Here is a 23869-nt window from a genome sequence, read left to right on the forward strand (position 1 = left end):
GCGCCTCCCCACCCTCCAGGCAAGTGTAGCAGCAGAAGCCGGTCTTAAGGGACTCAGGACCCTGTGTGCAACTCACTGGCAAGTTCACCGACACGCGCCAGAGCCCGTTCCAGACGAGCATCCCGCGGCTGCGCACAATTGAGCCGAATACAGCGCTGGAACCTGCCCGTGGGCGAGAACATGGGCCCGGGCGCGATACTGATACGCTCGGCAAGCGCTCGGCGGTAAAGCTGGATGGCATCGACGCACTCGGGAAGCTCCACCCAGAGCACGAAACCACCCACGGGCCGGGTGGTACGCGTACCTGCCGGAAAGTAGCGCGCCACGGCCCGGCGCATGGCCTCCACTGCCCTTGTATAGTCGCTGCGTACGCGGCGCAGGTAGCGATCATAGCCACCGCGTTCCAGGAAATCCGTCACGGCGAAACCGGGCCAGGCGGGACTTGCCGCACTGTGGGCGTACTTAAGATACTCCAGCCGGTCGTGGAAACGTCCGGGCACCGCCCACCCCAGCCGCAGCCCGGGCGAGAGGGTCTTGGAAAAGGACCCGCAGTAGAGAACCCCATCATTGTTTTCATACGCTTTAGCCGCCCAGGGGCGCGGTGCCTCGAAGCTGAGATCGCCGTAAACGTCGTCCTCGATCAGCGGCACCTGCCGGGCCTCGCAGAGCTCTACCAGAGCCTGCTTGCGCTCGTCCGAGGCACGATGCCCCAACGGGTTACCGAAATTGGGCATCACAAGCACCGCGGCTACCGGCCACTGATCGAGAGCCAGCGCGAGTGCGTCAGGCGCAATGCCCTCGTCGGGATCCGTGGGAATCTCAAGCGTCCGCAGCCCCTGGGCTTCGATGGTCTGGAGCAGGCCATAGAAAGTGGGTGACTCGATGGCGATCACGTCGCCGGGCCTGGACACAGCCCGCAGCGACAGAGCAATAGCCTCCTGGGCTCCATTGGTGACAATGATCTCCTCGGGCGCGTGCTGGCAGCCGGCATCGGCCATGCGCCGGGCAATCTGCTGTCGCAGCTCCGGCGGTCCGGGCGGAAAGGCGTATTCCAGGGCACGATCGCCCCAGTTCCTCGCCACCCCGGCGAAACAGCGTTGCAGCGCATGGGCGGGCAGAAAGTCAGCGTGTGGCACTGCCGCGCCAAGACGTACCTGGTCCGCCGCATTGGCCGCCTTGACCACCTGCAGCACCAGATCCTGCCCGGTCACCGCCGTGGGCGTGGTCTCCGGAGTGGAGCGCTCCGGCGCCTCAGGCGGCTGCCAGGGGCGTTCCCGCACATAGTAGCCTGAGCGCGGGCGCGCCTCGATCAGCCCCCGGTCCTCCAGCAGCTGCTCTGCGGTAACGATGGTGGAAACACTGACTCCGAACTGCGCTGCCAGCTTGCGCATCCCTGGCAGCCGTGCTCCAGCGCCCCAGGTTCCCGCCTCGATCTGGGCTTCAAGGGCATTCGCCACTGTCTCGTAGCGCCAGGGTCCGGTTGCATCGGTCATGGCAGTTTTCGCCTCCTCCAATCAGTACAGCTTGGCCTTCAGCGAAACTGTACCGATACATCAGTCATCCATTGAATCTGTAATGATATCCGGATCCCCGCCAGACTACACCTCGTTGACGGAGGAACCGTCGCAACCAACGGAGACAGAATGACTATTCAGAATCTCGGAACCGGCAACCAATACGGCCAGTACACACCCGACTTCCTCCAGCAGGCGGCGATCAAGCCGAAAGTCTGAACACACTTCCGCTTTGACTGCCGCGGGCCCATGCGCCCCGGAGCTTCCCATCAATCCGACCAACCTGGAGGATCACCATGAACACTGCCATTGACGAAGTGGTAGCGCAGACGCGCAACTACTACGACGGCGCCGCTAACGCCATCTACAAGGACATCTGGGGCGAGAACATCCACATGGGCCTGTTTGCGGACGCGAATGAGGACCTGCCCACAGCCATGGAACGCACCAACCGCACCATGAGCGAAAACCTTGGGCTTGGCCCCGCCGATCAGGTTCTGGACGTAGGCTGCGGCTACGGTGCCATGGCGCGCTATCTGGCCCGCGAATACGGCTGTTCCGTGCTCGCCACCAACATTTCCGACAGGGAACTCGAATGGGGCCGTGAGCTTACCCGTGAAGCCGGTTTCGACAGCAAGGTCGACTTCGCCTGGGCGGACTTCCATGCCCTGCCCTACGACGCTGAGCGCTTCTCCGTCTACTGGTCACAGGAAGCCTTTCTACATGCCGCCGACAAATACAGGGTCTTGCAGGAAGCGCATCGCGTCCTGAAACCCGGCGGTAAGCTGGTGTTCTCAGAGCTTCTGGTCCGCAAGGGGACGCCGGAAACCGACCGCCAGCGCATCTACGAGCGCGTGGGCGCACCTGAAATGTGGGACGACAGTGACTACGAGCACGCCCTGACCGACCTGGGCTTTACCATTCAGCGCCACGAGGACTGGTCGCTCAACGTCGCCCTCTCCTACGGCTGGGTGCGCTCCGAGCTGGAACGCCGACGCGAAGAATTCGAACACCGCGTGGGCCGGGACGTCGTCGATGCCACCTCACAGGCGCTGCAGTTCTGGGTGGATCAGGCCGACGCCGACAGCATCGGCTGGGTGCACTACGTCGCGGAAAAATAGTCAACGGATCACCCATCCACCCGTTCGCCCGGGGTGGCGGAGCGCTAAGGTTCGGCGTTCCGCCATGCTGGAACCCAGCTTCCGCAGGCACTGACCTTGTGGCGTTCCTACCATAGGGCTAAGGTCGGGCAATGAGCGGTGGGAGAGAACCTATGACGAATACCCGATACGGTGCCAAGTATTCAGATGACTATATTCAGCAGCTTCTGGGATCAGTCCGAAGCATTGCCATGGTGGGTGCCAGCGCAGACCCGGGCAAGCCAAGCAATCAGGTGCTGCAGTTCCTGACTGGAGTCGGATACGAGGTGATTCCGGTCAATCCCCGGCCGGATGTAACTGAAATCTGCGGCCTCAGAGTCTATCCATCACTGCAATCCATCGATCGGCCCGTCGATATGGTGGACGTCTTCCGGCCCTCCAGTGAGCTGGAGGGGATCGTCCGTGAAGCTCAGCAAATCGGAGCCAATGTATTCTGGGCACAACTCGGAATCCACGATGAAAAGGCTGAACGCATTGCTGAACAGGGCGGCATGAAGGTTGTAATGGACCGGTGCCCCAAGATCGAACTGGCTGATCCCATTCTTCTGCGGGAGACCAGCAGCGAGGGCATCCTGCGTCTGACCCTGAATGACACCGAACGGCGCAATGCCCTCTCCATGGAGATGCTGAGACAGTTGCGGAAGGCTCTGGAACAAGCCGCAGAGGATACCTCCGTCCGCGTTATCATCCTCGCAGCGAACGGTCGCGCATTCAGTGCCGGTCACGATCTGCGTGAGATGACACAGGCACGCCAGGCACCGGATGGCGGCCGGACCTTCTTCGAGGAAACGATGGCCGCCTGCTGTGGCGTCATGCAGGGTATTGTAAACACCCCCAAACCGGTAATCGCCGAGGTTAAGGGCGTTGCCACGGCTGCCGGGTGCCAGTTGGTCGCCAGCTGCGACCTGGCCTACGCCTCCCCCTCGGCCCGTTTCGCAACCCCGGGGGTCACGATTGGCCTTTTCTGTTCCACCCCGATGGTGGCGCTTTCCCGGAACGTTGGAAACAAGGCAGCCATGGAAATGCTTCTGACGGGTGAGATGATTGATGCGGAACGGGCTGCGGAAATTGGCCTGATCAACCGGGCAGTGCCGGATGAACAGCTCAGTGACTACACCCAGGGGATGGCACAGACGATTGCCTCGAAATCCAGCATGACCCTGAAAACCGGCAAGGAAGCGTTTTACCGGCAACAGGGAATGTCACTCGCCGAGGCGTATGAATACACCTCCAGGGTCATGGTCGATAATCTTATGAAACATGACGCGGAAGAAGGCATCAGTGCTTTTATCGAAAAGCGTGGACCACAATGGTCGGATCAGTGAATAGAGAGGAATGACCATGCAGGTAGACCAAGCGATTGATACACATGGTGCTGAAGCCGTTTACCAGGCGGCTGCGCGATACCTGGAAGGCGACTCTGACGCACTGGCGGCTGTAGGACTGGCAGTCGAGGATCTGGGCGAGGCATGGCGTGTCCAGTCGGCCGCTTGGCAATCAATGCCGCTGGAGGACCGGGCAGCGGAGTACCTGGAAAGCTACAGGTCTTTAGCGGGCTGCTGATCCTTTATATCGAGATGGATTAACCCCTCCCAGCTGCACAGGTTTTTTGGCCCTGAAAGGAGCCTATCGCCTTCTGGGCCCCAAAATACTCGTGGCGTGCCCGCTCGATTCCAGTAGCTCGAAGCCGGACGGTTTCCCCGGTCTGGCACTGGGCAAGCCTTGCACGGGCCAGTGGCGTCAGGGTGCCCAGCCTGGGATAGCCACCAATGGTCTGGCGATCGTTCATCAGACAGATGGGCTGGCCGTCGGGCGGCACCTGGATGGCGCCGGCGGCCAGGCCTTCGGAGACCATGCCCGGATGGTGGCAGACCAGTTCCGGGCCGAGAAGCCGTATCCCCATCCGGTCAGCGCGGGTGTCCACCTGCCAGGGCGCGTTGAACGCCTCGTACAGACTGGCCCCATCGAAGAAAGCGGTCTGGCCCCCGGGGATCACGCCCAACGCCGCGGGCTGGCCATAGTCGGGCTGGTATTCCGGTGGCACATACGAATACGAAGGCAACGGCTGTGAGCGGACTTCTGGCTGGAGCTGGTCGCCATCGTCCAGTGGGAGCCCATCCCCTTTGTGCCCACCAAAGCCCTCACGCCCAACACAGGCCACACTGCCCAAAGCGGGCACTCCCCGCCAGCCGCCACAGCCCCCCAGGTAGGCGCGAACGCCGCAACGCGGCATCCCGAAGGCCAATCGGTCCCCTGCCCGGAGGGTGAACCGTTGCCAGGGGCGCAGCTGCTGGCCATTAACACTGGCGCTGAGGTCCGCGCCACACAGCGACAGGGTCAGCTCCGCCTCCGCGACAAGCCTCAGGCCTCCGATGGCCACTTCAAGAACCGCCGCACCGGGATCGTTACCCAACAGGGCATTGGCCCAACCAGCGGCATGCCAATCCATGGGCCCGCCCTGAGTAATGCCGAGGTGACGCACTCCGAATCGCCCCCCATCCTGCAACAGTGCCAGGGGCCCCGCCTTTTCGACGCGAAGTGTTGCAACAACGCTCATGGGGCTACCTCTTCCACTGGGCTGGCATCACCACCAAGCTTGATGAAGGTTTCACGACTGATGGAGATAAACCGGACCCGATCCCCGGGCTCCAGTGTGGTCATCGGGGTTCGGTTGGCATCAAAAAGCACGACGGGGGTGCGCCCAATCAGGTTCCAACCGCCAGGTGTCTGCTGGGGGTAGGCCGACGTCTGGCGTTCGGCGATGGCGATACTTCCTCGGGGGACTTTTTTCCGGGGAGTCGCCAGCCGTGGCATGGCCAGTTCGGGTGAGAGCATGCCCATGAACGCGAATCCCGGAACAAACCCCAGCGCGAATACCTGATACTCGCTGGCGGCATGGGCCGCAGCCACCTGCTGGGGTGTCCAGCCGTGGCGGGCAGCGATGAGCTCAAGCTCCGGCCCCACGCTGGGGTCATACCAGACGGGGATCTCCACCAGACGCCCGCCGCCCCCACTGCTATCAGGCACCATCTGGTCAAGAACCCGCTCAATCACCCGTCGGGCGCCCGTATCATCCAGTTGCCAGGGATCGTACTGCACCAGGACCGTGGTGTAGGACGGCACCAGTTCCACCAGCAGTCCGCCAAAGGCGGTTCGACAGTCCTGGCAGAAGGCGTTGATCCACGGCTGAACCGCCGGATCGATCCCGTCTGAGAACCTGACAAGCCAGGCGTCTATGCCCGCGTTCTGCAGCTCTGGGGTCATTGCACTCCCCTGTTCACTCCACCGTTGAGGATCCGGCGTATCCGCCTTACGGCAGCGATGGACTCGGGATTATCGCCATGCACGCACAGTACGTCTGCATCCAGAGTTACCGAAGACCCATCAAAAGCGCTCACTGGCTCCCCACGGGCAATCCGACTGGCCTGTTCCAGGATACGCTCTTCCCCGGAATGAACCGAACCGGGTTCACTGCGGCTGACCAGGTAACCCTTTGAGTCATAGGCACGATCGGCGAACGCCTCGAGCCAGATATCGACACCGTAGGCGCCGGCAAGCTGCTGAACCCGGCGGTTATCCCCTGTTGCCATGACCATAAGCCTGAGCTGGGGATCAAAGCTGCGGACAGCATCCAGCACCGCTTCCAGCACCTCCGGACGATGCATCATGTCATTATAGAGCGCCCCATGGGGCTTTACATACTGAAGGGCGACGCCCTCGGCCCGGCAGAAAGCGGCCAGCGCGCCTACCTGATACAGCACCAGGTTCTGGACCTCATCTGCTGAACACCTCAGGGAGCGCCGCCCGAAACCAACAAGGTCTGGATACCCTGGATGCGCTCCGACGGTAACGCCATGCTCGGCCGCAAGCCTGACGGTTTTCCGCATGTGATCCTGATCAGAAGCGTGAAAGCCACAAGCCACGTTCGCAAGATCCACCACGGCCATCAGTGCCTCGTCCCAGCCCATACGCCAGGGGCCGAAGCTTTCTCCCATATCCGCATTGAGAAGCAGTGGCGCCATGCCTGTACTGGCTTCCTTACTGCCCCATCTGTTCACGTTTACGCTGCTCCCAATCAATCCCGGGAGGACGACGCCCATGCTGTCCGCGGTATTTCGCGGTCTCCGGCTGTTGCCACCCTTTCAGGCGCTCCGGCTCAACGGCATAGACCTCAACACCCAGCGGGTTGCACGTCTCCAGAGGATCCCGGGCGTTTTCACCCCACAGATCCACCGACAGATCGCCACCGGGGCAGCAGGACAGCGCGCAAAGCAGGTCCGTTTCCGCAAAGAACTCCAGATAGTCCCCCTGGCGGGCTGGGCAGGCTTTCATGAAATATTGGTCGTCATCATTCAGCCCTGTGCACTGAAAGATGTTGAGAACATCGTGAACATCGCCTTCGTGCAGGCCCCAGGGCTCGACCGCCCGAACCAGGTTGGAGTGACAGTGGAAATCAAAGTCCTCACCGGTCAGCAGCCGATTCACGTAAGGATCGCAGCGGGTTCCAAGCAGGTCATGGACACGCCCACCTTCCGAATCCTCCCCATAGTCAGCGAGGGTATCGTCAATAATCGTCGCCATTGGACGCAGATACGGCAGAGTCGACCACAGGCGGTCGTAGTTGCTGACATGCGCCCTCTGAAGCTGTCTTGTGCGGGAAGCCCACATCCGTTCACGCGGGTTGTGCAGGTTCCACATGTTGAAGTCACCGACCTGGGGCCCTTCGGTTATCCGCACCCGGAACACATGCCCTGCCGGTACCTCCCAGGCGAGACCGCTGCGGATAGGAACCGTATGGGAGGCCACCAGAGTGCGCTCTCCGGCTGAGGCCCTGAGGCCATCGTAGAATTCCCGGTCAACCTCAAGCATTGAGCCTTTGGTTGCCTGATAAGCCGCTTTAACGTTCGACATTTCTCTCTCCTGTATTACTGGGCCCACGGCTCAGGGCCGATCCCAGACATTCATGAGCTCACCGAACCTGGAACGCTCACGCTGGCTGTCTCCCAGGCTGCTCACCAGAACAATTGCCAGCAGTGACAGGAAGAAGCCAGGGACCACCTCGAACATGTCAAAGATCCCCGCGGGCCCGCCACTCAGCGGCCGCCAGACGGCAACAGTCACAGCACCTGTAATCAGACCGGCAATGGCGCCATTGCGACTCATGTTGGCCCAGAACAGTGACAGCAGGATCACTGGTCCGAATGCGGCCCCAAAGCCACCCCAGGCGTAGGCGACCAGATCCAGAATAGTGCTGTCCTGATCCATGCCCAGAACTGCGGCTATAAGCGCTATGGCGACAACACTGCCCCGGCTCAGCCACACCAGTTCACTCTGGCTGGCATCGGGCTTTATAAAGCCTCGATAGATGTCCTCGGAGATGGCGCTGGAGCAGACCAGCAGCTGGGAGTCGATGGTGCTCATGATCGCCGCCAATACCCCCGCCAGTACGAACCCGGCAACCCAGGGATGGAACATAACGTTAACGAGTTCAATGAAAACCCGCTCGCTGTTTTCAAGCTCTCCCCCAAACCAGTAGTAACCCAGCGCCCCAACAGCCACGGCGGAGATCATCGTGATCGACGACCAGACCATGGCAATGCGGCGCGAGACCTTGACTGATTCACGATTGCGCACCGCCATGAACCGGACCACAACATGGGGCTGGCCGCAGTAACCGATCGCCCACCCGGCAACGGACAGCATGCCGACCACCGTCATCCCCTCCATGAAGCCGCCCAGTGAAGCCAGATCACTGCTGCTGGCAACAGCAGGTGCCCTGTCACCGGAGAGCAGAAACCAGGTCATCAGCGCCGCACTGGCCAGCGCAGCCGCCATCATCACCCCCTGGATAAGGTCAGACCATGAGGCCGCCAGGAATCCGCCCAGGAATGTGTAGCTCACGATGACAATGGCACTCACCCACAGCGCCAGGCTGTAGTTGACATCGAACACGCCTTCGAAAAGAACTGCGCTGCCCACAAGGCCGGCGGATACATAGAAAGTGAAGAACAGCAGCATCACTGCAGACGAGGCCGTTCGCAGAATCCGCTGGCTATCCACAAAGCGTGCCTCAAGGTAGTCCGGAACGGTCAGCGCGTTGCCGGCCGCTTCGGTGAACACCCGCAGCCGTTCGGCAATCACCTTCCAGTTGAAGTAGACGCCAACGAGCGTCCAAACCGCAATCCATGCCTCTGAGAGACCGCCGGAGAATACCGCTCCGGGCAGCCCCATCAAAGCCCACCCACTGAGGTCTGATGCCCCGGCACTGAGCGCGGCAACGCCCGAGGGAAGATTACGGCCACCAAGTATGTAGTCTGAGAGATCACTGGTGGTGCGGTAGAAATAGATGCCGATGATCAACATCAGCAGAAGATAGAGTCCAAATGAGACGAGGACAGGTGTACTCATGGTGCCTCCTCAAGCGCTTTTTGTGCTTGTTGTCCGAGGGATTCCGCCGCGAGTCGCCGACGCTATGCCTACACCTGAACTCTAGTTTGACATCAAACTCAAATAAATTGACGATTATTCCCCATTCACTTGAACTAAATTCAAATATGGCTCGCCCCTCTCTGACATCACTACAGACTTTTCTGGAGGTTGCCCGCCATGGCGGTCTCGGCGGTGCCGCCGAGACGCTTCACAAGACGCAGTCCGCCGTCAGCCACCAGCTCAGACAGCTGGAATCCAGTCTTGGCGTTACGCTGACGAACCGATCCGGAAGAAACCTGCAGTTGACAGCCGTTGGACAACAACTGGCGAAAGGACTGGAGGCGGGTTTTTCTGAAATTGATAAAGCGCTTGAGGAGACGGTGACTCACCAGAAACGGGAGGTTCTGCACATCAACTGCCTTCCTTCAGTAGCTGTGCGTTGGCTCATCCCAAGACTGGCCGGCTTCAGGGAACAGTTCCCGGATTACCGGATTGACTTCCGCTACACGGGGGTTCTGGATCCGGGGATCCCTACAGACGCTGATATCAAGATCACCTGGCACGATGGCGTTCCCACGACCGAGCAGCAGAAAGTCTGCCTGTTTTCTGGCGCCACCTGGCCAGTAGCAAGCCCGCTCTACCTGCAGCATTTCCCCGGCCCGATTGAACCCAGAACCCTGACCCGAATGGAAATCCTACATGATGAGTTTCTGGATCCCTGGTATCAGTGGTTCAGGGAACACGGGCTTAACCCACAGGGACTGGAGGACGGGGTGGTGTTTCAGGACTTCAACCTTCTCAGTGCAGCCGCGGTTTCCGGTCAGGGCGTTGCCCTTTGCCCGCCTCTGCTTATCGACCGGGAGCTTTCCATAGGAGCTCTTGTTACCCTGTTTGATAATCCGGTCAACACGGAACGTGGGTACTGGCTGTTCTATCGGGAGAACACCCGGCCTGCTGTTCGTGATTTCGTGGATTGGATAACACGTGAAGCCGCCACAACGGAGCGACAGGACGAGAGCCTGAACGAAAGCAAGTAACGCTCCGGGGCCGCCTTGCAGTCAGGCGCGGGAACTACCACATCAGGTCATCGGGGATCTCGAACCCCGCGTAGGGATCTTCCCCGTCATCGTCCTTTTCAGCACGCTGATGGAGGACAACGACCACTGACTCGTCACGCTCCTGGATCTTGCGGGCGATGTTTTCCGGAACCACATCGTAGGTGCCTTCAAGGCAGACGACCGCCAACTGCCCCCGGGCCAGGGCATCCACGGTCTGTTCGTCCACATACAGCCTCTTGATCTTGCTGTTATGCACGAACTGGTAAGGAGTCTCAGCGCCTTCCCGGCTCAAACGATTGGTTTCCACCAGCTCGCGGATCTGTGCCTGGACCGCCCGCCGTTGCGATTCCTCCTCGCGCTGGCGGTTCAGTTCCCGATCCCTGGCAGCCTGCTCTTCCCGTGCCTGCCGGGCCCGCTCACGCGTTTCGTTGACCGATTGCGTTCCCTTGGGCTGCTGCTTGCGCTGCTTCTGCTGCTGTTTCTTTTCCTTTTTAACAGCCTTGGCCTGTTTCTCATCGGCCAGTCCCTGTTTCAGCAATTGATCCTGCAGTGACGGCATTCCTGAAGATCTCCCGGTTGAGTGGATGGATTGGCGCGGCCTGACTGAACACCAGTTCCCACACTGATTTCTCAGGCGCGTTCCTGAGGCGTTCGTGAAGTCTTTCCCATTGTATCGCCGAGCAAGTCTTGAGCGACCCGCTCTGCCTGCTCCAGGGCGCCTTCCATGTAGCCGCCGAATTGGGGCGCCATCTCTGAGGCGCCGAAAAGAACCTTCCCGTGCCAGATGCTTTGAATGCTGCCTGTGATCTCGGCAGACGGGTGCTCCATGGCAAATGCCTGGTCGGCGTCGGTGGCGGTTTCAGGTTCCGTTGCCCAGTCTTTTATAACGGTTTTGACGGGCTCTTCCGCCCGATTGCCAAAAAGACGCCCCAGCTGTGCCAGCGAGGCCGAGACCAGCGCTTCCCGGTTGGCATTGCGGACCGATGCCGGCACACCTAAAAAGCCAAACAGTGCCCCTGGACGCCCGGCCGCCGGTGAGGCGTCATGGACTTCCACCAACGGGCCGCTCTGACTCATCGCATCCCCCGACAGACCATCCTGACGCCAGAAAGGCGCGTCGTAGATGGCAACGAGTTTCGCCTGTCCGGCCATCCAGGTTGGCGTCATCGTGAGCCGTCGTTGCTGGTCAGCGGTGAGTTCCGGGTCAAATCACAGCTGAGCCGCAATACGGGGCGGAATCGCCAGGACAATCCGTCGTGCCTGCCAGACGCTGCCGTTCATCAGCTGCAGGTAGCCCCGATCCGACACGGACTGCACCGCTGCGTCGAGATGCAGCCGGGCCCTCGGCAGGTCGCGGGCAAAGGCATCAATCAATGCGGAAGCGCCGCCCTCAATGCGAAGAGAACCGGCCATGCTGGCGAAACCGACACCACGATGGACCTGTCTTACACTATCCTCGAACAGCAGTTCGCCCTCGCTGAACTGCTCAAAGATGCCAGCGCCCAGTCGCTCGCAGGCGGCCATGAGCCGGGGCTGGACATGCCAGAACCAGGCAGGCCCCAGATCAAAACGGGCCCCATCATAGTCTGTGGACTCGATCCGGCCACCAAGCCGGTCGCGGGCTTCAAAGAGTTGATAATCCACGCCTTCGCGCTGAAGCTGTTCAGCAAGCGCGACGCCGGCCAGTCCGCCGCCGACGATGGCGATATCTGTCTGGTTCATCGGGCCTCGATATCAGAGGAAGGCGCTGTGTTGGTATCCACATGGCCTCCTACTCTACATTGACGGTGGCGCTATTATAGCATCCGAACAATGGTGACGGTCTTTACTAAAGACCCTTGCAGCACGCCCAATCACCAACTTGGCTACTGTATTTTACCACCAGCAGATCGTCTTTCCGGGCTCTGAACCTCTCACCTATCCCCTTACCCCCTACGTACTGGCAAGCCCCAGTAAAACATCCCCGATTTTTTCCCAAGAATCGTTGCCGAAAGGTGTGTATCACTAGCCCTGCCTGCCAGTCCATAACACACATGCAGCGGCAGAAGATGCTCCTCACGCGGATGACAGAATCGGGCATGGGGTGCTCTCTCCCAGTGAATCAAACGGTCGGCGCGCTCTGATTCCGCCATCTCGGGGTCACTGCAGGTCTGTTCCAGCCAGTCGTTGAAGGCCTCGTTGCGCGCCTGAATGTCCGGGCTGTTCGGCGCAAAGAATGCACGCATGTTGTGGAAGGAGAAGCCAGAGCCGATCACCAGCAGGTTGTCGTAGTCGAGTGCCTGTAACGCACGCCCCATCTCAAGATGCACACTGGCATCCAGGCTGTTCATCAATGACAGCTGCACACAGGGTATATCCGCGCTTGGATACATCAGCTTGAGCGGCACGAACAGGCCGTGGTCGAAGCCCCGTTGATTATCGAGCCGCGCGGCAATCCCGGCCTTATCCAGCTCCTGGAAGACCTGCTGGGCAAGCTCAGGCTCACCGGACGCGGGATACTGGATCTCGTAGGCCTCCGGCGGAAAGCCGGAATAATCGTAGATCAGCGGCGGGTTAGCACCCGACGTAACCGTCGGCACCGCTTCCTCCCAATGGGCACTGATGACCAATATGGCCGAGGGCTTACGCAGCGTCGCCGCGATTTCCGCAAGACGGTCCACCATTTCCTGGTGGTCTGGGTCGCCCAGCAATGGCATCGGGCCGCCACCATGGGAGATGAACAGAACATCTGTATGGTTGCTCATCATGAACGCTCCTTCAGAGACGCTTGAGCAGCTGGTTATCCAGTGCAAACCGCCCAGCTCCCTGAATCGCCAATGTCAGGGTGACCACAAACAGCGTCAGGGCATACTCATAACCGTTATTGGCCATGAACAGACCATTCCCAATGTGCACCGCGAAAATGGCCACCAGCATGGTAAAGGCCGCAACCACGGCTGCCGGGCGGGTCAGCAACCCAACCACCAGTGCCAAGCCACCGAAGAACTCCGCACTCCCCGCCATCAGCGCCATGAGGTAGCCCGGCTCCAGGCCAATACTGGCCAGCCACTGCGCGGTTCCGGTCAGCCCATAGCCGCCAAACCAGCCAAAGAGTTTCTGGGCGCCGTGGGCGGCCAGAATCAGCCCGACCGGGACCCGGAGAACCAGTGCGGCAACGCCGGCGCTGGAGTTGAACAATGTCTGCGCGAATCTGGAATTCATGAGTGTCACCTCGAATCGTTCTCTGTGAGTTTGCTTCCGGAGCCATCCCCAGAAGATATGAATACTGTACTATCGCCCTACCAGGAAACTAAGGTGACAAATTTTTGCTTATTATCAATAATATATTGATATTCAGAGGTGATCTCAGCGCCTGGAGGCCCCATGGACCGCATTGATGCCATGCGAGCGTTCATCACTGTTGTGAGTGAAGGCAGCTTCACTCATGCCGCCGACCGGCTGGCGATGTCCCCGCAACTGGTCAGCAAGTATGTATCCCAACTTGAACAACACCTGGGGGTGCGCCTTCTCAACCGCACCACCCGCAGGATCCATCTGACCGAGGCGGGAGCGAGCTATCACGACAAAGCCCGGCAGATACTCAACGACATTGATGATACGGAGAATCAGCTTGGTGACCTGCAAACCGAAGCCCGGGGGCTGCTGCGCATCAGTGCCCCAGTCTCCTTTGCCATCCGCCACATGGCGCCATTACTGAGTGAATTCCAAAAGGCCCATCCCGCGGTAGGCATCGATTTGCAGCTGAACGACCGCAAGGTCGACATCGTCGAGGAAGGGTTTGATATCGCGCTGCGGGTAGGTCACCTGAGAAGCTCGTCGCTGATCGCCAAACGGATCGCGCCGGCACGGCTGGTGATATGCGCCTCACCGTCTTACCTGGAACAGCATGGCACACCGCAATGCCCGGAAGATCTCAGGGACCATCGCTACCTGCGCTACAGCTATCTGGAACAGGAAGGCGGTCAGGCGATGCACCAGTGGCTGCAAAGCAGTGGTCGCGACCCCAGCAGCGACCTGATCTGTAACAACGGCGATGTGCTGGTTGAAGCGGCTATTGCCGGGGCGGGGATTGCCCTTCAGCCCACCTTTATTTCGGGTTCCGCCATCAAGGAAGGCAAGCTGCAGGTGATTCTTCCGGAGTATGAACCTGAACCAATGGCGCTTTATGCGGTGTATGCCCACCGACAGCTTCTGGCGAGCAAGGTCCGCAGCTTTATCGACTTTATCGATGGCTACTTTGGTGATCCCCCTTACTGGGATTGAGCTGCGCCCTTCCCACCTTTTTAGAAGGCGTGAAGTAATAGGACTGCGCCAGTACTTGCTCACCTGACCACCAGGCTGGCAAGGCGCCGGCAGACCGAGGAATTCCTATGTGGTAATGAAATTGAAAGGGTATAGCTGGCTGTTAAACCTGCCGACACTACTGACTACCGATCAGGTTCATGCGATGGCACCGGGTATATTCTGGGATAGGTTACCCGCCTCCAGTCCTTCGCGTCAGCGCTAGTAATCTGGCTGGCTTAGGTGTGGTGGTAGAGGTATTCCATAGGATTCGCTTCAAGGCTGGTTGAAGTCAGACTGGAAACGAGTTGCACTTTCAGAAATGAAAAAGAGGTCTCCGGAAAACCGAAACCCCTTCAGAATCAGGTGGTAGGACCGGGCGGATTCGAACCGCCGACCTCTGCCATGTCAAGGCAGCGCTCTAACCAACTGAGCTACGGTCCTGCTGTGCGCGACAGGGTGCGTAATATAGCGATCCGGGCCGGGCTGGTCAACCATGACGGCTGATTGCGCTGGCGTCCGGCGGTGTGATGCGCTTCAATGGCGCCATGAAACACTGGTTCTCACGCTCTGAAACGGCCCTCACCTCCACGGAACCCACGCTTCTGGCGCGGCTCAGTCACTGGCGATTGCAGCTGGGGTTTGTGCTCGGTCCGCTGGTGTTCGCGGGTCTGCTCATCGCGGGGCCGCCGGATTCAATGGATATGGCCAGCTGGCGCGTGCTCGCCCTGACCCTGCTCATGGCCATCTGGTGGGTGACCGAGGCGTTGCCCATTGCCGTTACCGCCCTGCTCCCTGTTGCCCTGATCCCCCTGATGAATGTGGCCCCCATTGATCAGGCGGCGGCTTCCTATGCCAACCCTCTGGTATTCCTCTTTCTCGGTGGCTTCCTGCTGGCGGAGGGCATCCAGCGCTGGAATCTCCACCGGCGTCTGGCACTGCTCGTACTCAGTCTCTCAGGAACCCGCCCGGATCGGGTTGTTGGCGGCTTCATGACGGCCACGGCCCTGCTGAGCATGTGGGTCAGCAATACCGCCACCGCCGCACTCATGTTGCCCATCGGGCTCTCTGTGCTGACCCTGGTGGAAGAAAGCGATCAGGAGCATAACCATCAGAGCCTGAACGTGGCGCTGCTGCTCGGCATCGCCATGGGGGCGAATATCGGGGGCATGGCAACGCTCATCGGTACGCCGCCCAATGCCCTGCTGGCGGGTTACCTGAGGGACAGCCATGATCTGGATATCACCTTCCTCTCCTGGATGGCCGTTGCCCTGCCTCTGGCGCTCACGCTGCTGGCGACCGCCTGGTGGCTTCTCACCCGGAAGCTCTACCAGCCGGGCCACACTCCCATTGACGGGCTTGAATCCCTGCTGGACCGGGAGCGCCACAGCCTCGGCCCAATGACGTTCCCGCAGGCCATGGTTGCGGTCGTGTTCCTTCTGGTGGCGCTGGCCTGGCTCACGCGCCCGCTTCTCGACAGTCTCTTCCAGTCGCTACAGCTCACGGATGCGGGCATCGCCATCACCGGCGCCCTGCTGCTGTTCCTGATACCGTCTGACTGGCGCCGCCCGAGCTTTCTGCTGAGCTGGGAACAGGCACGCAACCTGCCCTGGGGCGTATTGATTCTGGTGGGAGGCGGGCTTGCTCTGGGATCGGCCATTGAGTCCAGTGGGCTGGCAGCCGCGGCCGCGGAACTGCTCTCCGGGATGGCGGACTGGCCGCTTCTGCTGCTGATGCTCGCGGTGGCGGCATTAATCATGACGTTGAGCCATGTCACCAGCAACACCGCCACGGCCGCGACCATGCTGCCTCTGACCGCTTCATTTGCGCTTGCTCAGGATCTGTCGCTGATCCACCTGACAGTGCCTGTGGCTATGGCTGCCTCGTGTGCGTTCATGCTGCCGGTCGCCACGCCTCCCAACGCAATCATCTTCAGCAGCGAGCGCATCAGTGTCGGGCAGATGGCCCATGCGGGCGCCTGGCTGAGTGGCATCACACTGCTGCTGATCGCGCTCTGGGTATGGCTGGTGGCAGCGCCGGTGCTGGGATGGGTCACCGGCTACTGAGTGGCTCAGACCTGGTAGAAATCCCGGTACCAGTCCACGAAGTTGCGGATCCCGGTTTCCACCGGTGTTTCCGGGCGGTACCCCACATCATCGATCAGATCCTGCACATCGGCATAGGTGGCCGGTACATCCCCCGGCTGCATGGGCAGGTAGTTCTTTTCCGCCTTGCGACCCAGACACTCCTCCAGAACCTCGATAAACCTTGAGAGCTCCACGGGATTGTTGCTGCCGATGTTGTAGAGCCGATAGGGCGCATTGCTGGTGCCGGAGTCCGGGTCTGCTCCACTCCATTCCGGGTTCGGTGTGGCCACATGGTCCAGCGTGCGGATCACGCCCTCCACGATGTCATCAATGTAGGTGAAGTCCCGCTGGTGATGACCGTGGTTGAACACGTCGATGGGTTCGCCGTTCAGAATCCGCTTGGTGAAGATGAACAGCGCCATGTCCGGACGGCCCCAGGGGCCATAGACGGTGAAGAACCGCAGCCCGGTGGTAGGCAGCCGGTAGAGATGGCTGTAGGTGTGCGACATCAACTCGTTGGCCTTCTTGGAGGCCGCGTAGAGACTGAGCGGATGATCCACATTGTCGTGGACCGAAAAAGGCATGCTCTCGTTGGCCCCGTAGACCGAACTACTGGAGGCATAGACCAGATGCTCCACGCCATTGTGGCGGCACCCTTCCAGAATGTTCATGTGGCCCACCAGGTTGGCGTCCACGTAGGCGTTGGGGTTCTCAATGGAATAGCGGACACCGGCCTGGGCGGCAAGGTGCACCACCCGCTGTGGCTGGTACTCGCTGAACACCCGGGCCATGCCCTCACGGTCCGCGATGTCCAGCCGTATCTCCGTAAACCCTTCACGGGGCGTCAGCCGGGCCAGCCGGGCTTCCTTGAGGGACACATCGTAATAGTCGTTGACGTTGTCCACGCCAATAACCTCATCGCCGCGATCCAGCAGGCGATGGGCCACGTGTGAACCGATGAATCCAGCTGTTCCCGTTACCAGTATCCGCAATTCCGTTCTCCCTGATTAAAAGCCGACGCCGAGGCGCACGAAGGGGCCGCTCAGTTCGGTGTCCACATTGAGGTCACCGGATGCATCCACGTCGACATCAAACTGACGATAACCGCCCTGGATATAGACCGGATCGGCGTTGAAGCTGATGTAGCCTTCCACATCGGTTGCCGAGTCGCCGTCATAGGAAATGTAGTTCAGTTCCGCGCCCGCACCGAGGCCGGTCAGGGGGAGATCCACATCGGCTCGGACGTGCCCCATGGGGAGGAATTCATCAACTTCGACTGTTTCACTGTTACCGCCAGAACTCTGCTCCCTTACAGAGACTTCACCGTCAAAATGCTTGACGTTGAGACCCAGATCCAGCGTTACAACTGGGATCGGTGCCGTATAGAACGCGGTGTAGTCATAGTGCGTCAGGTCAGTCCGGCTGCTGACATCCCCAGCGTAAGTCTTACCTTCAAATTCTTTGAGGACAACAGTACCAGTACCCTTGTGCTCAATATCGTTATACCGCAGCCGCAGATTGGGAATCACCGGAATCGGATGGGCAAAGCGGATGGCAAAGTTGTTGTGCCCCTCGCTGTCGTAACCGAGGTCGTTCTCCACATCGATCGGATCACCACCGGACTGGATGGTCCCTGACGGATCGGCATTCCAGTAGCCCGCTGTCACGTCCACATCCACCAGCGGCACCACCGCATTGGCAGCACCGGCGCTGGTCATCAGAAGGGCTCCGAGAGCAGCCTTTGTTGTTGTCTTCATTGCGGAATCCTCTTGCTGTCGGCGTTTGAAGAAAGTCACACCCAGTATCGACCTGAAGTCAGACACTTTCAAAGTCGATCCCCAGGCGCCGCCCCACTTCCTCATAGGTCTCGATAACATCACCGAGGTCCTGGCGGAAGCGGTCCTTATCCATCTTGCGGCGTGTTTCGGCATCCCAGATGCGGCAACCGTCCGGGCTGAACTCGTCACCCAGCACCAGGCCCCCGCCAGCACGCCCGAACTCCAGCTTGTAATCAACCAGCAGCATGCCCGCATCCTGGAACAGCTGCTTGAGCACACGATTCACCGCGTAGGTGAGTTCCTTCATCTCCCTAAGCTCGTCCGCACCAGCCCAGCCGAAGGTCTCCGCGAGGGATTCATTGATCATGGGGTCGTGGAGGGCGTCGTCCTTGAGAAACAGCTCAAAGGTCGGCGGCAACAGTTCCTGGCCTTCCTGAACCCCAAGGCGCCGGCACAGGCTGCCCGCAGCGTAATTGCGTACCACGCACTCCACCGGCAGCATCTCAAGGTTGCGCACCAGGGATTCATTGGGTGCCAGGACACGCTCGAAATGGGTGGGGATGCCCGCGTCCTCCAGCTTCTGCATGATGAAGGCGTTGAACAGGTTATTGACCCTACCCTTGCGATCAAGCTGGGCGACCTTTCCACCGTCGAAGGCGGACGTATCATCCCGGAACGCCAGTATGAAACGCTCCGGATCGTCCGTCCGGTATACGGATTTCGCCTTGCCAGCGTAGAGTTCGCTGCCTTTTTCCATCACGCTCTCCCAGATTGCGGTTGCGGGGCCGGCACCCGGCCCTGAACGCGCGAATGATAGCCGATCAGCGCCAGTTGACGCCATGATTGCTCAATGCGCGTAACCGCTCAGGCCCCTATACTCTGCATGCAGGGAGGATCCGCATGCAGTCACTGTTCAACGAGTTTATCACGGCCAATGTTGATGCCCTCCACCTGGGGGTGGCGCTGCTGCTGGGCATGCTGGTGGGGCTTCAGCGCGGCTGGCAGGCTCGGGACCGGGACCCCGGCCAGCGTATCGCCGGCATCCGGACCCATGCGCTGACTGGCCTGCTCGGCGGCATCACCGCACTGCTTGCCCGGGAGGTTTCGCCCTGGCTTCTGCCCGCAGTTTTCCTGGGGCTGGTGGCACTGAATCTGCTGGCCTACTGGGTCCGGGCACCGCGCAGCGGCGATTACAGCATCACCGGTGCCATCGGTCTGATGCTGACCTTCAGCTTCGGGGTCATGGCCGTGAGCCTGGATATCACTCTGGCAGCCGCAGCAGCGGTGGTCACCACGCTCATTCTGGATAACAAGGCGGAAATCCACGGCCTTCTGGGCAAACTCCAGGCCGGTGAGCTGGATGCCGGGCTCAAGCTGCTGCTGATTTCCGTGGTGATGCTGCCGCTGTTGCCCAATGAGGGCTTCGGCCCGGGCGGCGTGCTCAACCCCTACGAAATCTGGTGGCTGGTGGTGATGATTGCCAGCATCTCTTTCGTGGGCTACTTCGCCATCCGGGTGGCCGGCACCGGTAAGGGGATTCTCTTTACCAGCCTTTTCGCAGGCCTGAGTTCATCCACGGCACTGACACTGCACTTCGCCCGCCAGGCGCGGGACGCACAGATGCTTGCCCCCCAGCTGGCCGCCGGCATCCTGATCGCCTGCGGGACCATGTTTCCGCGGATTCTGGTCTACTGCGCCGTGATCAACCCAGCCCTGCTGCCGAGCCTGGTCCAGCCCGTTCTGGCCATGGCCTTGCTGCTCTATGTTCCAGCTGTTGTTATCTGGCACCGCAACCGGGCCGCGCTGAACGTGGACCAGCCCATCCTCAACCGCAACCCGCTGGACCTCAAGCCGGCACTGCTGTTCGGCATCCTGCTCACACTGATCCTGCTGGTCGGGCAGTGGTTCAAGGAATGGTTCGGTGATGCGGGCGTCTATGCGCTGGCCGCCGTCTCGGGCATTGCGGATGTGGACGCCATCACCCTGTCACTGACGCGTATGTCCCAGTCGGCCATCACGGCGGAAACCGCTGTGATCGGCATCGTTCTGGCCTCGGCCGTGAACAATATCGTGAAATCCGGAATGGCGGGCGTCATCGGCCCAGCGGCCCTGGGCACCCGGGTAGCAGTCCCCATGGGCCTTTCCCTGGTGGCCGGCCTTGCGGTCGCCGGCCTCCAGGCAGGCCTCACAGGCTGAGGGGGCAGCTGCTCAGCGCAGGCTTTCGTACAGGCTGTCGAGCACCTGCGCGGGGCGATCCGCCTGTTCCAGGGTCTCACGGGGCTCGAGGGTGAGCCGGTAACCCCTTGTGCTCTGCTGTAGCCGCAGCTCCGCATTGATTTCGGCCTTCGCCTGATAACGCCAGAGCCACCAGCCACGACTGCGTTGTTCCTCGGTGCGCAGATCCAGATACCAGACGCCGTCGCTGCGGTTACGGTCCACCACGGTCAGCTCCATGCTGCCCAGAACCTGCTCCACTTCGGCCCAGCTGCGGTCAAAGGCCAGATCAAGCGCCAGCGCCTGTGTCTCCCCGCCGTCTCGCTCACGACTGACGCGTTCATCACGGGGCAGATCCAGCGCCACACGGGAATAGGTCTTGGTGTCAGCGTTGGCTTCCAGATAGTCCGCCAGGTCCTTGAGCACCCTCTGTTCACGCTCGGGGTACTCAACGTCTTCACGCCACTCGAGGCGTTCCCCGGGACCATCCTCCACGACCCGCAGCCGGGCCTGGACTTCGGTGCTGCGGCTCTGAACACCGTGCGCAACCCGCACCTGTAGGATCAGGGGGCGCTCCTGGTCCAGACGATCAATCCCGATCCACTCACGGACCCGGGCCGAGCGGTTGAGAACCCCGGTCTGCTGCACGCCCGCGCGCGGATCGCCATGGGCAACCTCAGCTCCGCGGTCGTTCAGGAAATCCGAAATGGCAGGCCAGACGCGGCCCGGTACATCATTGATGATCAACCAGCTCAGATCGCCGGAGCGGGAAACCTGGTAGTTGTTCTCCATGATCTGGCCGGTCAGATCCGGCGGGCGCGGGATCTCAAACTTCCCGTCCTGCTCCACGGTGGCATCACCACGGACCTCGGGGATCACGTACTCACTGTCGAAAGACGCCCTGGAAAGGTCTTCCGGCACCTTGAGAGGCTCGCCCAGCGGTTCCTCGCGGTAATCCAGCGACCGATCCGGAAACAGCCCGCAGCCACCCGCAAGTGGCAGAACGGCGATGGCGGCCGTCAGGCGCAGTCGGCGGTTTGTCTGATTCAGAGGCATCCTGAAGCCCTGAGTGCTTCGCGCACATCCTCGCGGTATTCCTCGCTCAGCGGCGTCAGGGGCAGGCGGATGCCCGGTCCGATCAGCCCCATCTCGCACATGGCCCACTTAACCGGAATCGGGTTGGCCTCCAGGAACAGCTTGCGGTTCAGGGGGGTCAGGATCTCGTCCAGCCGGCGGGCTTCCGCCTCATCGCCGCTGACCGCGGCGGCACAGGTCTGTGCCATCAGCTTTGGTGCGACATTGGCCGTTACCGAGACGTTGCCACTGCCACCGCGCAGCATCAGTTCCAGCGAGGTCCCGTCGTCCCCGGAGTAGACCGCGATGCGGTCACCCACCATCCGAACCAGCTCTTCGCCGCGGCTGACATTACCCGTCGCATCCTTGATGCCAACGATGTTGGGAATATCAGCCAGGCGGTTCGTGGTCTCGTTGAGCATGTCACAGGAGGTGCGGCCGGGCACGTTGTAAAGGATCTGGTTGACGTCGACTGCCTCGGCCACGGTACGGAAGTGCTGATAGAGCCCCTCCTGGGTAGGCTTGTTGTAATACGGCACCACCAGAAGGCAGGCATCCACACCGATCCGGGCCGCCTCACGGGTCAGATCCACCGCCTCATGGGTGGAGTTGCCACCCGTGCCGGCAATGACCGGAATCCGGCCATTGGCATGATTCACCACCCGGCGGATCACACAGATGTGCTCATCCGGATTCAGCGTTGAGGACTCACCGGTCGTACCCACGGCCACAATGGCACTCGTACCGGCATCGACGTGATAGTCCACCAGTTTATCCAGGCATTCCCAGTCGATACGCCCTTCGGCGTCCATTGGGGTTACCAGCGCAACCAGACTCCCAGTGATCATATCCGCTCCGAACCGGTTAAAAGGGCAATGGTAATCGCGGCATCAGGGCGAGACAAGAGCCGCGCCGCCCCATCAGGTTTCTGTTGTCCCGGGGCTTTCATGGACCGGCCAGGCTTTCATGATGGCATTGAGCACAATCGCCAGCGGGATGGCGAAGAACACGCCCCACATGCCCCAGATGCCCCCGAACACCAGAACCGCCAGCATGATGGTGACCGGGTGCAGGTCCACGACCTCGGAGAAAAGCAGCGGTACCAGCACATTGCCGTCAAGAGCCTGAATGATCAGGTAGACCAGCATGAGCCAGAAGAATTCGTCGCTCCAACCGAACTGGAACAGCCCCACCATGGCAATGGGGATGGTCACCACGGCGGCGCCCACATAGGGAATGACCACCGAAAAGCCAACCAGCAGACTCAGGAGGGCGGCGTATTCAAGCCCGATCACCTTGAGGGCGAAGTAGGTGACGCCCCCCACGATCAGTATCTCTATGGCCTTGCCCCGGACGAAATTGGCGAACTGCATGTTCACCTCCCGCCAGATGCGATCCATCATCGGCCGCTGCTGGGGCAGGAAGCTGCCGAGACGTTCCAGGATCAGCCGCCGGTCCTTGAGGAAGAAGAACACCAGTATCGGCACCAGCACCAGATACACCAGCAGCGTAATGAGCCCGGGAATGCTCTCAAGCGAGAGCGACACCAGCCATTGCGTGATCTGGCCCATTTCCGTCGTCACCTGCCGGAACAGCGTGTTGACCTCTTCCATGGAGACCAGCTGCGGGTATTCCTGCGGCAGGGTCTCAATGTACTGCTGGGCTGCCCGCATCATCCGGGGCAGTTCCGACGCCAGGCCGGACACCTGCCCCCAGACCAGGGGCAGAAGACCCAGGATGAAGGCGATGAACAGGCCGATGAAAAACACGAACACAAGGGTGACGGACAGCAGATGCGGCACCCCCAGACGACAGAGCTTGGCGACCAGTCCCTGCAGGATGTAGGCAATGATGATGCCGGCAATGAAGGGCGCCAGAACCCGCCCGAGGAATGCAACCACCAGGAAGGATGCTGCCAGGAGCAGAACAATGATGATGGCTTCTTCATTCGAGAAATAACGGGCCGTGAAATCACGCAGCATCCGGACCATCAGCCCTGCCCCCCTGTACTGGCGTGACCACACCGGATGAGGAAGACCCACTGACCGTCGCCCTCCTCCTGATGTTCAAGCTGATGGCTCGAAAGGGAAAGAAAGGCGGGGATATCCCGGGCTGACCCCGGATCCGTGGCAACAACCCGCAGGCACTGACCGGGACTCATGCCATTGAGACAGAGTTTGGTCTTGAGCAGAGGCATTGGGCACTGCAGACCGCTGGCATCAAGATGCTGGTCCACGCTGTCGCTCATGGGCTGGTTCCGTTCGGTTTGACGCT

Annotated in this window: 23 protein-coding genes, 1 tRNA gene and 1 pseudogene; 7 read left to right on the forward strand and 18 right to left on the reverse strand. The window is 60.6% G+C overall.

Annotation, left to right across the window (positions count from 1 at the left end; translation table 11 throughout):
- Positions 1–53 precede the first annotated feature (53 nt).
- A complete protein-coding gene (locus CK501_RS08995; protein WP_095617395.1) occupies positions 54–1493 on the reverse strand; it encodes an aminotransferase-like domain-containing protein in 1440 nt (479 codons plus the stop codon).
- A 317-nt stretch (positions 1494–1810) separates the two neighbouring features.
- Here CK501_RS08995 and CK501_RS09000 point away from each other — a divergent pair, with 317 nt between their 5' ends.
- The 3 genes from CK501_RS09000 (at position 1811) to CK501_RS09010 (ending at position 4237) form a co-directional block, all read left to right on the forward strand.
- Positions 1811–2635, forward strand: coding sequence for an SAM-dependent methyltransferase (locus CK501_RS09000; protein WP_095617396.1), 825 nt, complete (start codon positions 1811–1813; stop codon positions 2633–2635).
- Between the two features lie 152 nt (positions 2636–2787).
- Positions 2788–3999 (forward strand): enoyl-CoA hydratase, encoded by a 1212-nt coding sequence (locus CK501_RS09005; RefSeq protein WP_198949454.1) that lies wholly within the window; start codon positions 2788–2790, stop codon positions 3997–3999.
- Between the two features lie 16 nt (positions 4000–4015).
- Positions 4016–4237, forward strand: a complete 222-nt coding sequence (locus CK501_RS09010; RefSeq protein WP_143421414.1) for a hypothetical protein — start codon at positions 4016–4018, stop codon at positions 4235–4237.
- A 19-nt stretch (positions 4238–4256) separates the two neighbouring features.
- On the opposite strand, the gene CK501_RS09015 is transcribed toward CK501_RS09010, so the two are convergent.
- The 5 genes from CK501_RS09015 to putP are packed head-to-tail and all read right to left on the reverse strand — an operon-like array spanning position 4257 to position 9082.
- Complete coding sequence (locus tag CK501_RS09015; RefSeq protein WP_095617398.1) at positions 4257–5231, reverse strand: 5-oxoprolinase subunit C family protein; 975 nt, start codon at positions 5229–5231, stop codon at positions 4257–4259.
- Complete coding sequence (gene pxpB, locus CK501_RS09020) at positions 5228–5938, reverse strand: 5-oxoprolinase subunit PxpB (protein ID WP_095617399.1); 711 nt, start codon at positions 5936–5938, stop codon at positions 5228–5230. Before pxpB ends, CK501_RS09015 begins: the two co-directional genes overlap by 4 nt.
- Positions 5935–6696 (reverse strand): 5-oxoprolinase subunit PxpA, encoded by a 762-nt coding sequence (locus CK501_RS09025; protein WP_095617400.1) that lies wholly within the window; start codon positions 6694–6696, stop codon positions 5935–5937. Before CK501_RS09025 ends, pxpB begins: the two co-directional genes overlap by 4 nt.
- Positions 6697–6712: 16 nt before the next feature.
- Positions 6713–7585: an urea carboxylase-associated family protein gene (locus CK501_RS09030; protein ID WP_095617401.1), complete on the reverse strand. Its 873-nt coding sequence runs from the start codon at positions 7583–7585 to the stop codon at positions 6713–6715.
- Positions 7586–7615: 30 nt separating this feature from the next.
- Complete coding sequence (gene putP / locus CK501_RS09035) at positions 7616–9082, reverse strand: sodium/proline symporter PutP (RefSeq protein WP_095617402.1); 1467 nt, start codon at positions 9080–9082, stop codon at positions 7616–7618.
- Here putP and CK501_RS09040 point away from each other — a divergent pair.
- Entirely contained in the window at positions 9058–10140 is a 1083-nt protein-coding gene (locus CK501_RS09040) for a LysR substrate-binding domain-containing protein (RefSeq protein ID WP_095617403.1), read from the forward strand. The genes putP and CK501_RS09040 overlap by 25 nt on opposite strands.
- Positions 10141–10174: 34 nt before the next feature.
- Here the strand turns inward: CK501_RS09040 and CK501_RS09045 are convergent, their stop codons facing one another.
- From CK501_RS09045 to CK501_RS09060, 4 genes and pseudogenes are all read right to left on the reverse strand, one after another.
- Positions 10175–10720: a DUF2058 domain-containing protein gene (locus CK501_RS09045; RefSeq protein ID WP_095617404.1), complete on the reverse strand. Its 546-nt coding sequence runs from the start codon at positions 10718–10720 to the stop codon at positions 10175–10177.
- Between the two features lie 71 nt (positions 10721–10791).
- Positions 10792–11883: pseudogene (locus tag CK501_RS16965) on the reverse strand (flavin monoamine oxidase family protein).
- A 203-nt stretch (positions 11884–12086) separates the two neighbouring features.
- A complete protein-coding gene (locus tag CK501_RS09055) occupies positions 12087–12908 on the reverse strand; it encodes a DODA-type extradiol aromatic ring-opening family dioxygenase (protein ID WP_233128878.1) in 822 nt (273 codons plus the stop codon).
- A 10-nt stretch (positions 12909–12918) separates the two neighbouring features.
- On the reverse strand, positions 12919–13362 hold the full coding sequence (locus CK501_RS09060; protein ID WP_095617405.1) for a DoxX family protein: 444 nt from the start codon (positions 13360–13362) through the stop codon (positions 12919–12921).
- 162 nt (positions 13363–13524) lie between these two features.
- On the opposite strand from CK501_RS09060, the gene CK501_RS09065 reads away from it, so the two are divergent.
- Entirely contained in the window at positions 13525–14424 is a 900-nt protein-coding gene (locus tag CK501_RS09065; protein WP_095617406.1) for a LysR family transcriptional regulator, read from the forward strand.
- A gap of 385 nt (positions 14425–14809) precedes the next feature.
- Here CK501_RS09065 and CK501_RS09070 read toward each other — a convergent pair.
- Positions 14810–14886: transfer RNA gene (locus CK501_RS09070), tRNA-Val, on the reverse strand.
- Between the two features lie 86 nt (positions 14887–14972).
- On the opposite strand from CK501_RS09070, the gene CK501_RS09075 reads away from it, so the two are divergent.
- Complete coding sequence (locus tag CK501_RS09075; protein ID WP_233128879.1) at positions 14973–16508, forward strand: SLC13 family permease; 1536 nt, start codon at positions 14973–14975, stop codon at positions 16506–16508.
- A gap of 5 nt (positions 16509–16513) precedes the next feature.
- Here the strand turns inward: CK501_RS09075 and CK501_RS09080 are convergent, their stop codons facing one another.
- Genes CK501_RS09080 through purC form a run of 3 tightly spaced genes read right to left on the reverse strand, consistent with a single transcriptional unit; the run spans position 16514 to position 19064 of the window.
- Entirely contained in the window at positions 16514–17521 is a 1008-nt protein-coding gene (locus CK501_RS09080; protein ID WP_095617407.1) for an NAD-dependent epimerase, read from the reverse strand.
- 15 nt (positions 17522–17536) lie between these two features.
- The gene (locus CK501_RS09085) at positions 17537–18286 is read right to left on the reverse strand and encodes a TIGR04219 family outer membrane beta-barrel protein (protein ID WP_158223083.1); all 750 of its coding nucleotides are present in this window, start codon (positions 18284–18286) and stop codon (positions 17537–17539) included.
- Between the two features lie 58 nt (positions 18287–18344).
- On the reverse strand, positions 18345–19064 hold the full coding sequence (gene purC / locus CK501_RS09090; protein WP_095617409.1) for a phosphoribosylaminoimidazolesuccinocarboxamide synthase: 720 nt from the start codon (positions 19062–19064) through the stop codon (positions 18345–18347).
- A 143-nt stretch (positions 19065–19207) separates the two neighbouring features.
- Here purC and CK501_RS09095 point away from each other — a divergent pair, with 143 nt between their 5' ends.
- A complete protein-coding gene (locus tag CK501_RS09095; RefSeq protein WP_095617410.1) occupies positions 19208–20503 on the forward strand; it encodes an MgtC/SapB family protein in 1296 nt (431 codons plus the stop codon).
- Between the two features lie 12 nt (positions 20504–20515).
- On the opposite strand, the gene bamC is transcribed toward CK501_RS09095, so the two are convergent.
- The 4 genes from bamC to CK501_RS09115 form a co-directional block, all read right to left on the reverse strand.
- A complete protein-coding gene (bamC, locus tag CK501_RS09100) occupies positions 20516–21577 on the reverse strand; it encodes an outer membrane protein assembly factor BamC (protein ID WP_095617411.1) in 1062 nt (353 codons plus the stop codon).
- Positions 21568–22443, reverse strand: a complete 876-nt coding sequence (gene dapA / locus CK501_RS09105) for a 4-hydroxy-tetrahydrodipicolinate synthase (protein WP_095617412.1) — start codon at positions 22441–22443, stop codon at positions 21568–21570. Before dapA ends, bamC begins: the two co-directional genes overlap by 10 nt.
- 72 nt (positions 22444–22515) lie before the next feature.
- On the reverse strand, positions 22516–23586 hold the full coding sequence (locus tag CK501_RS09110; RefSeq protein WP_095617413.1) for an AI-2E family transporter: 1071 nt from the start codon (positions 23584–23586) through the stop codon (positions 22516–22518).
- The gene (locus tag CK501_RS09115; RefSeq protein ID WP_095617414.1) at positions 23586–23843 is read right to left on the reverse strand and encodes a sulfurtransferase TusA family protein; all 258 of its coding nucleotides are present in this window, start codon (positions 23841–23843) and stop codon (positions 23586–23588) included. The genes CK501_RS09110 and CK501_RS09115 overlap by 1 nt, the downstream gene beginning before the upstream one ends.
- Between the last annotated feature and the right edge of the window lie 26 nt (positions 23844–23869).

The organism is Halovibrio salipaludis, from assembly GCF_002286965.1.
In the GTDB taxonomy this organism is placed as follows: Bacteria; Pseudomonadota; Gammaproteobacteria; order Pseudomonadales; family Oleiphilaceae; genus Halospina; species Halospina salipaludis.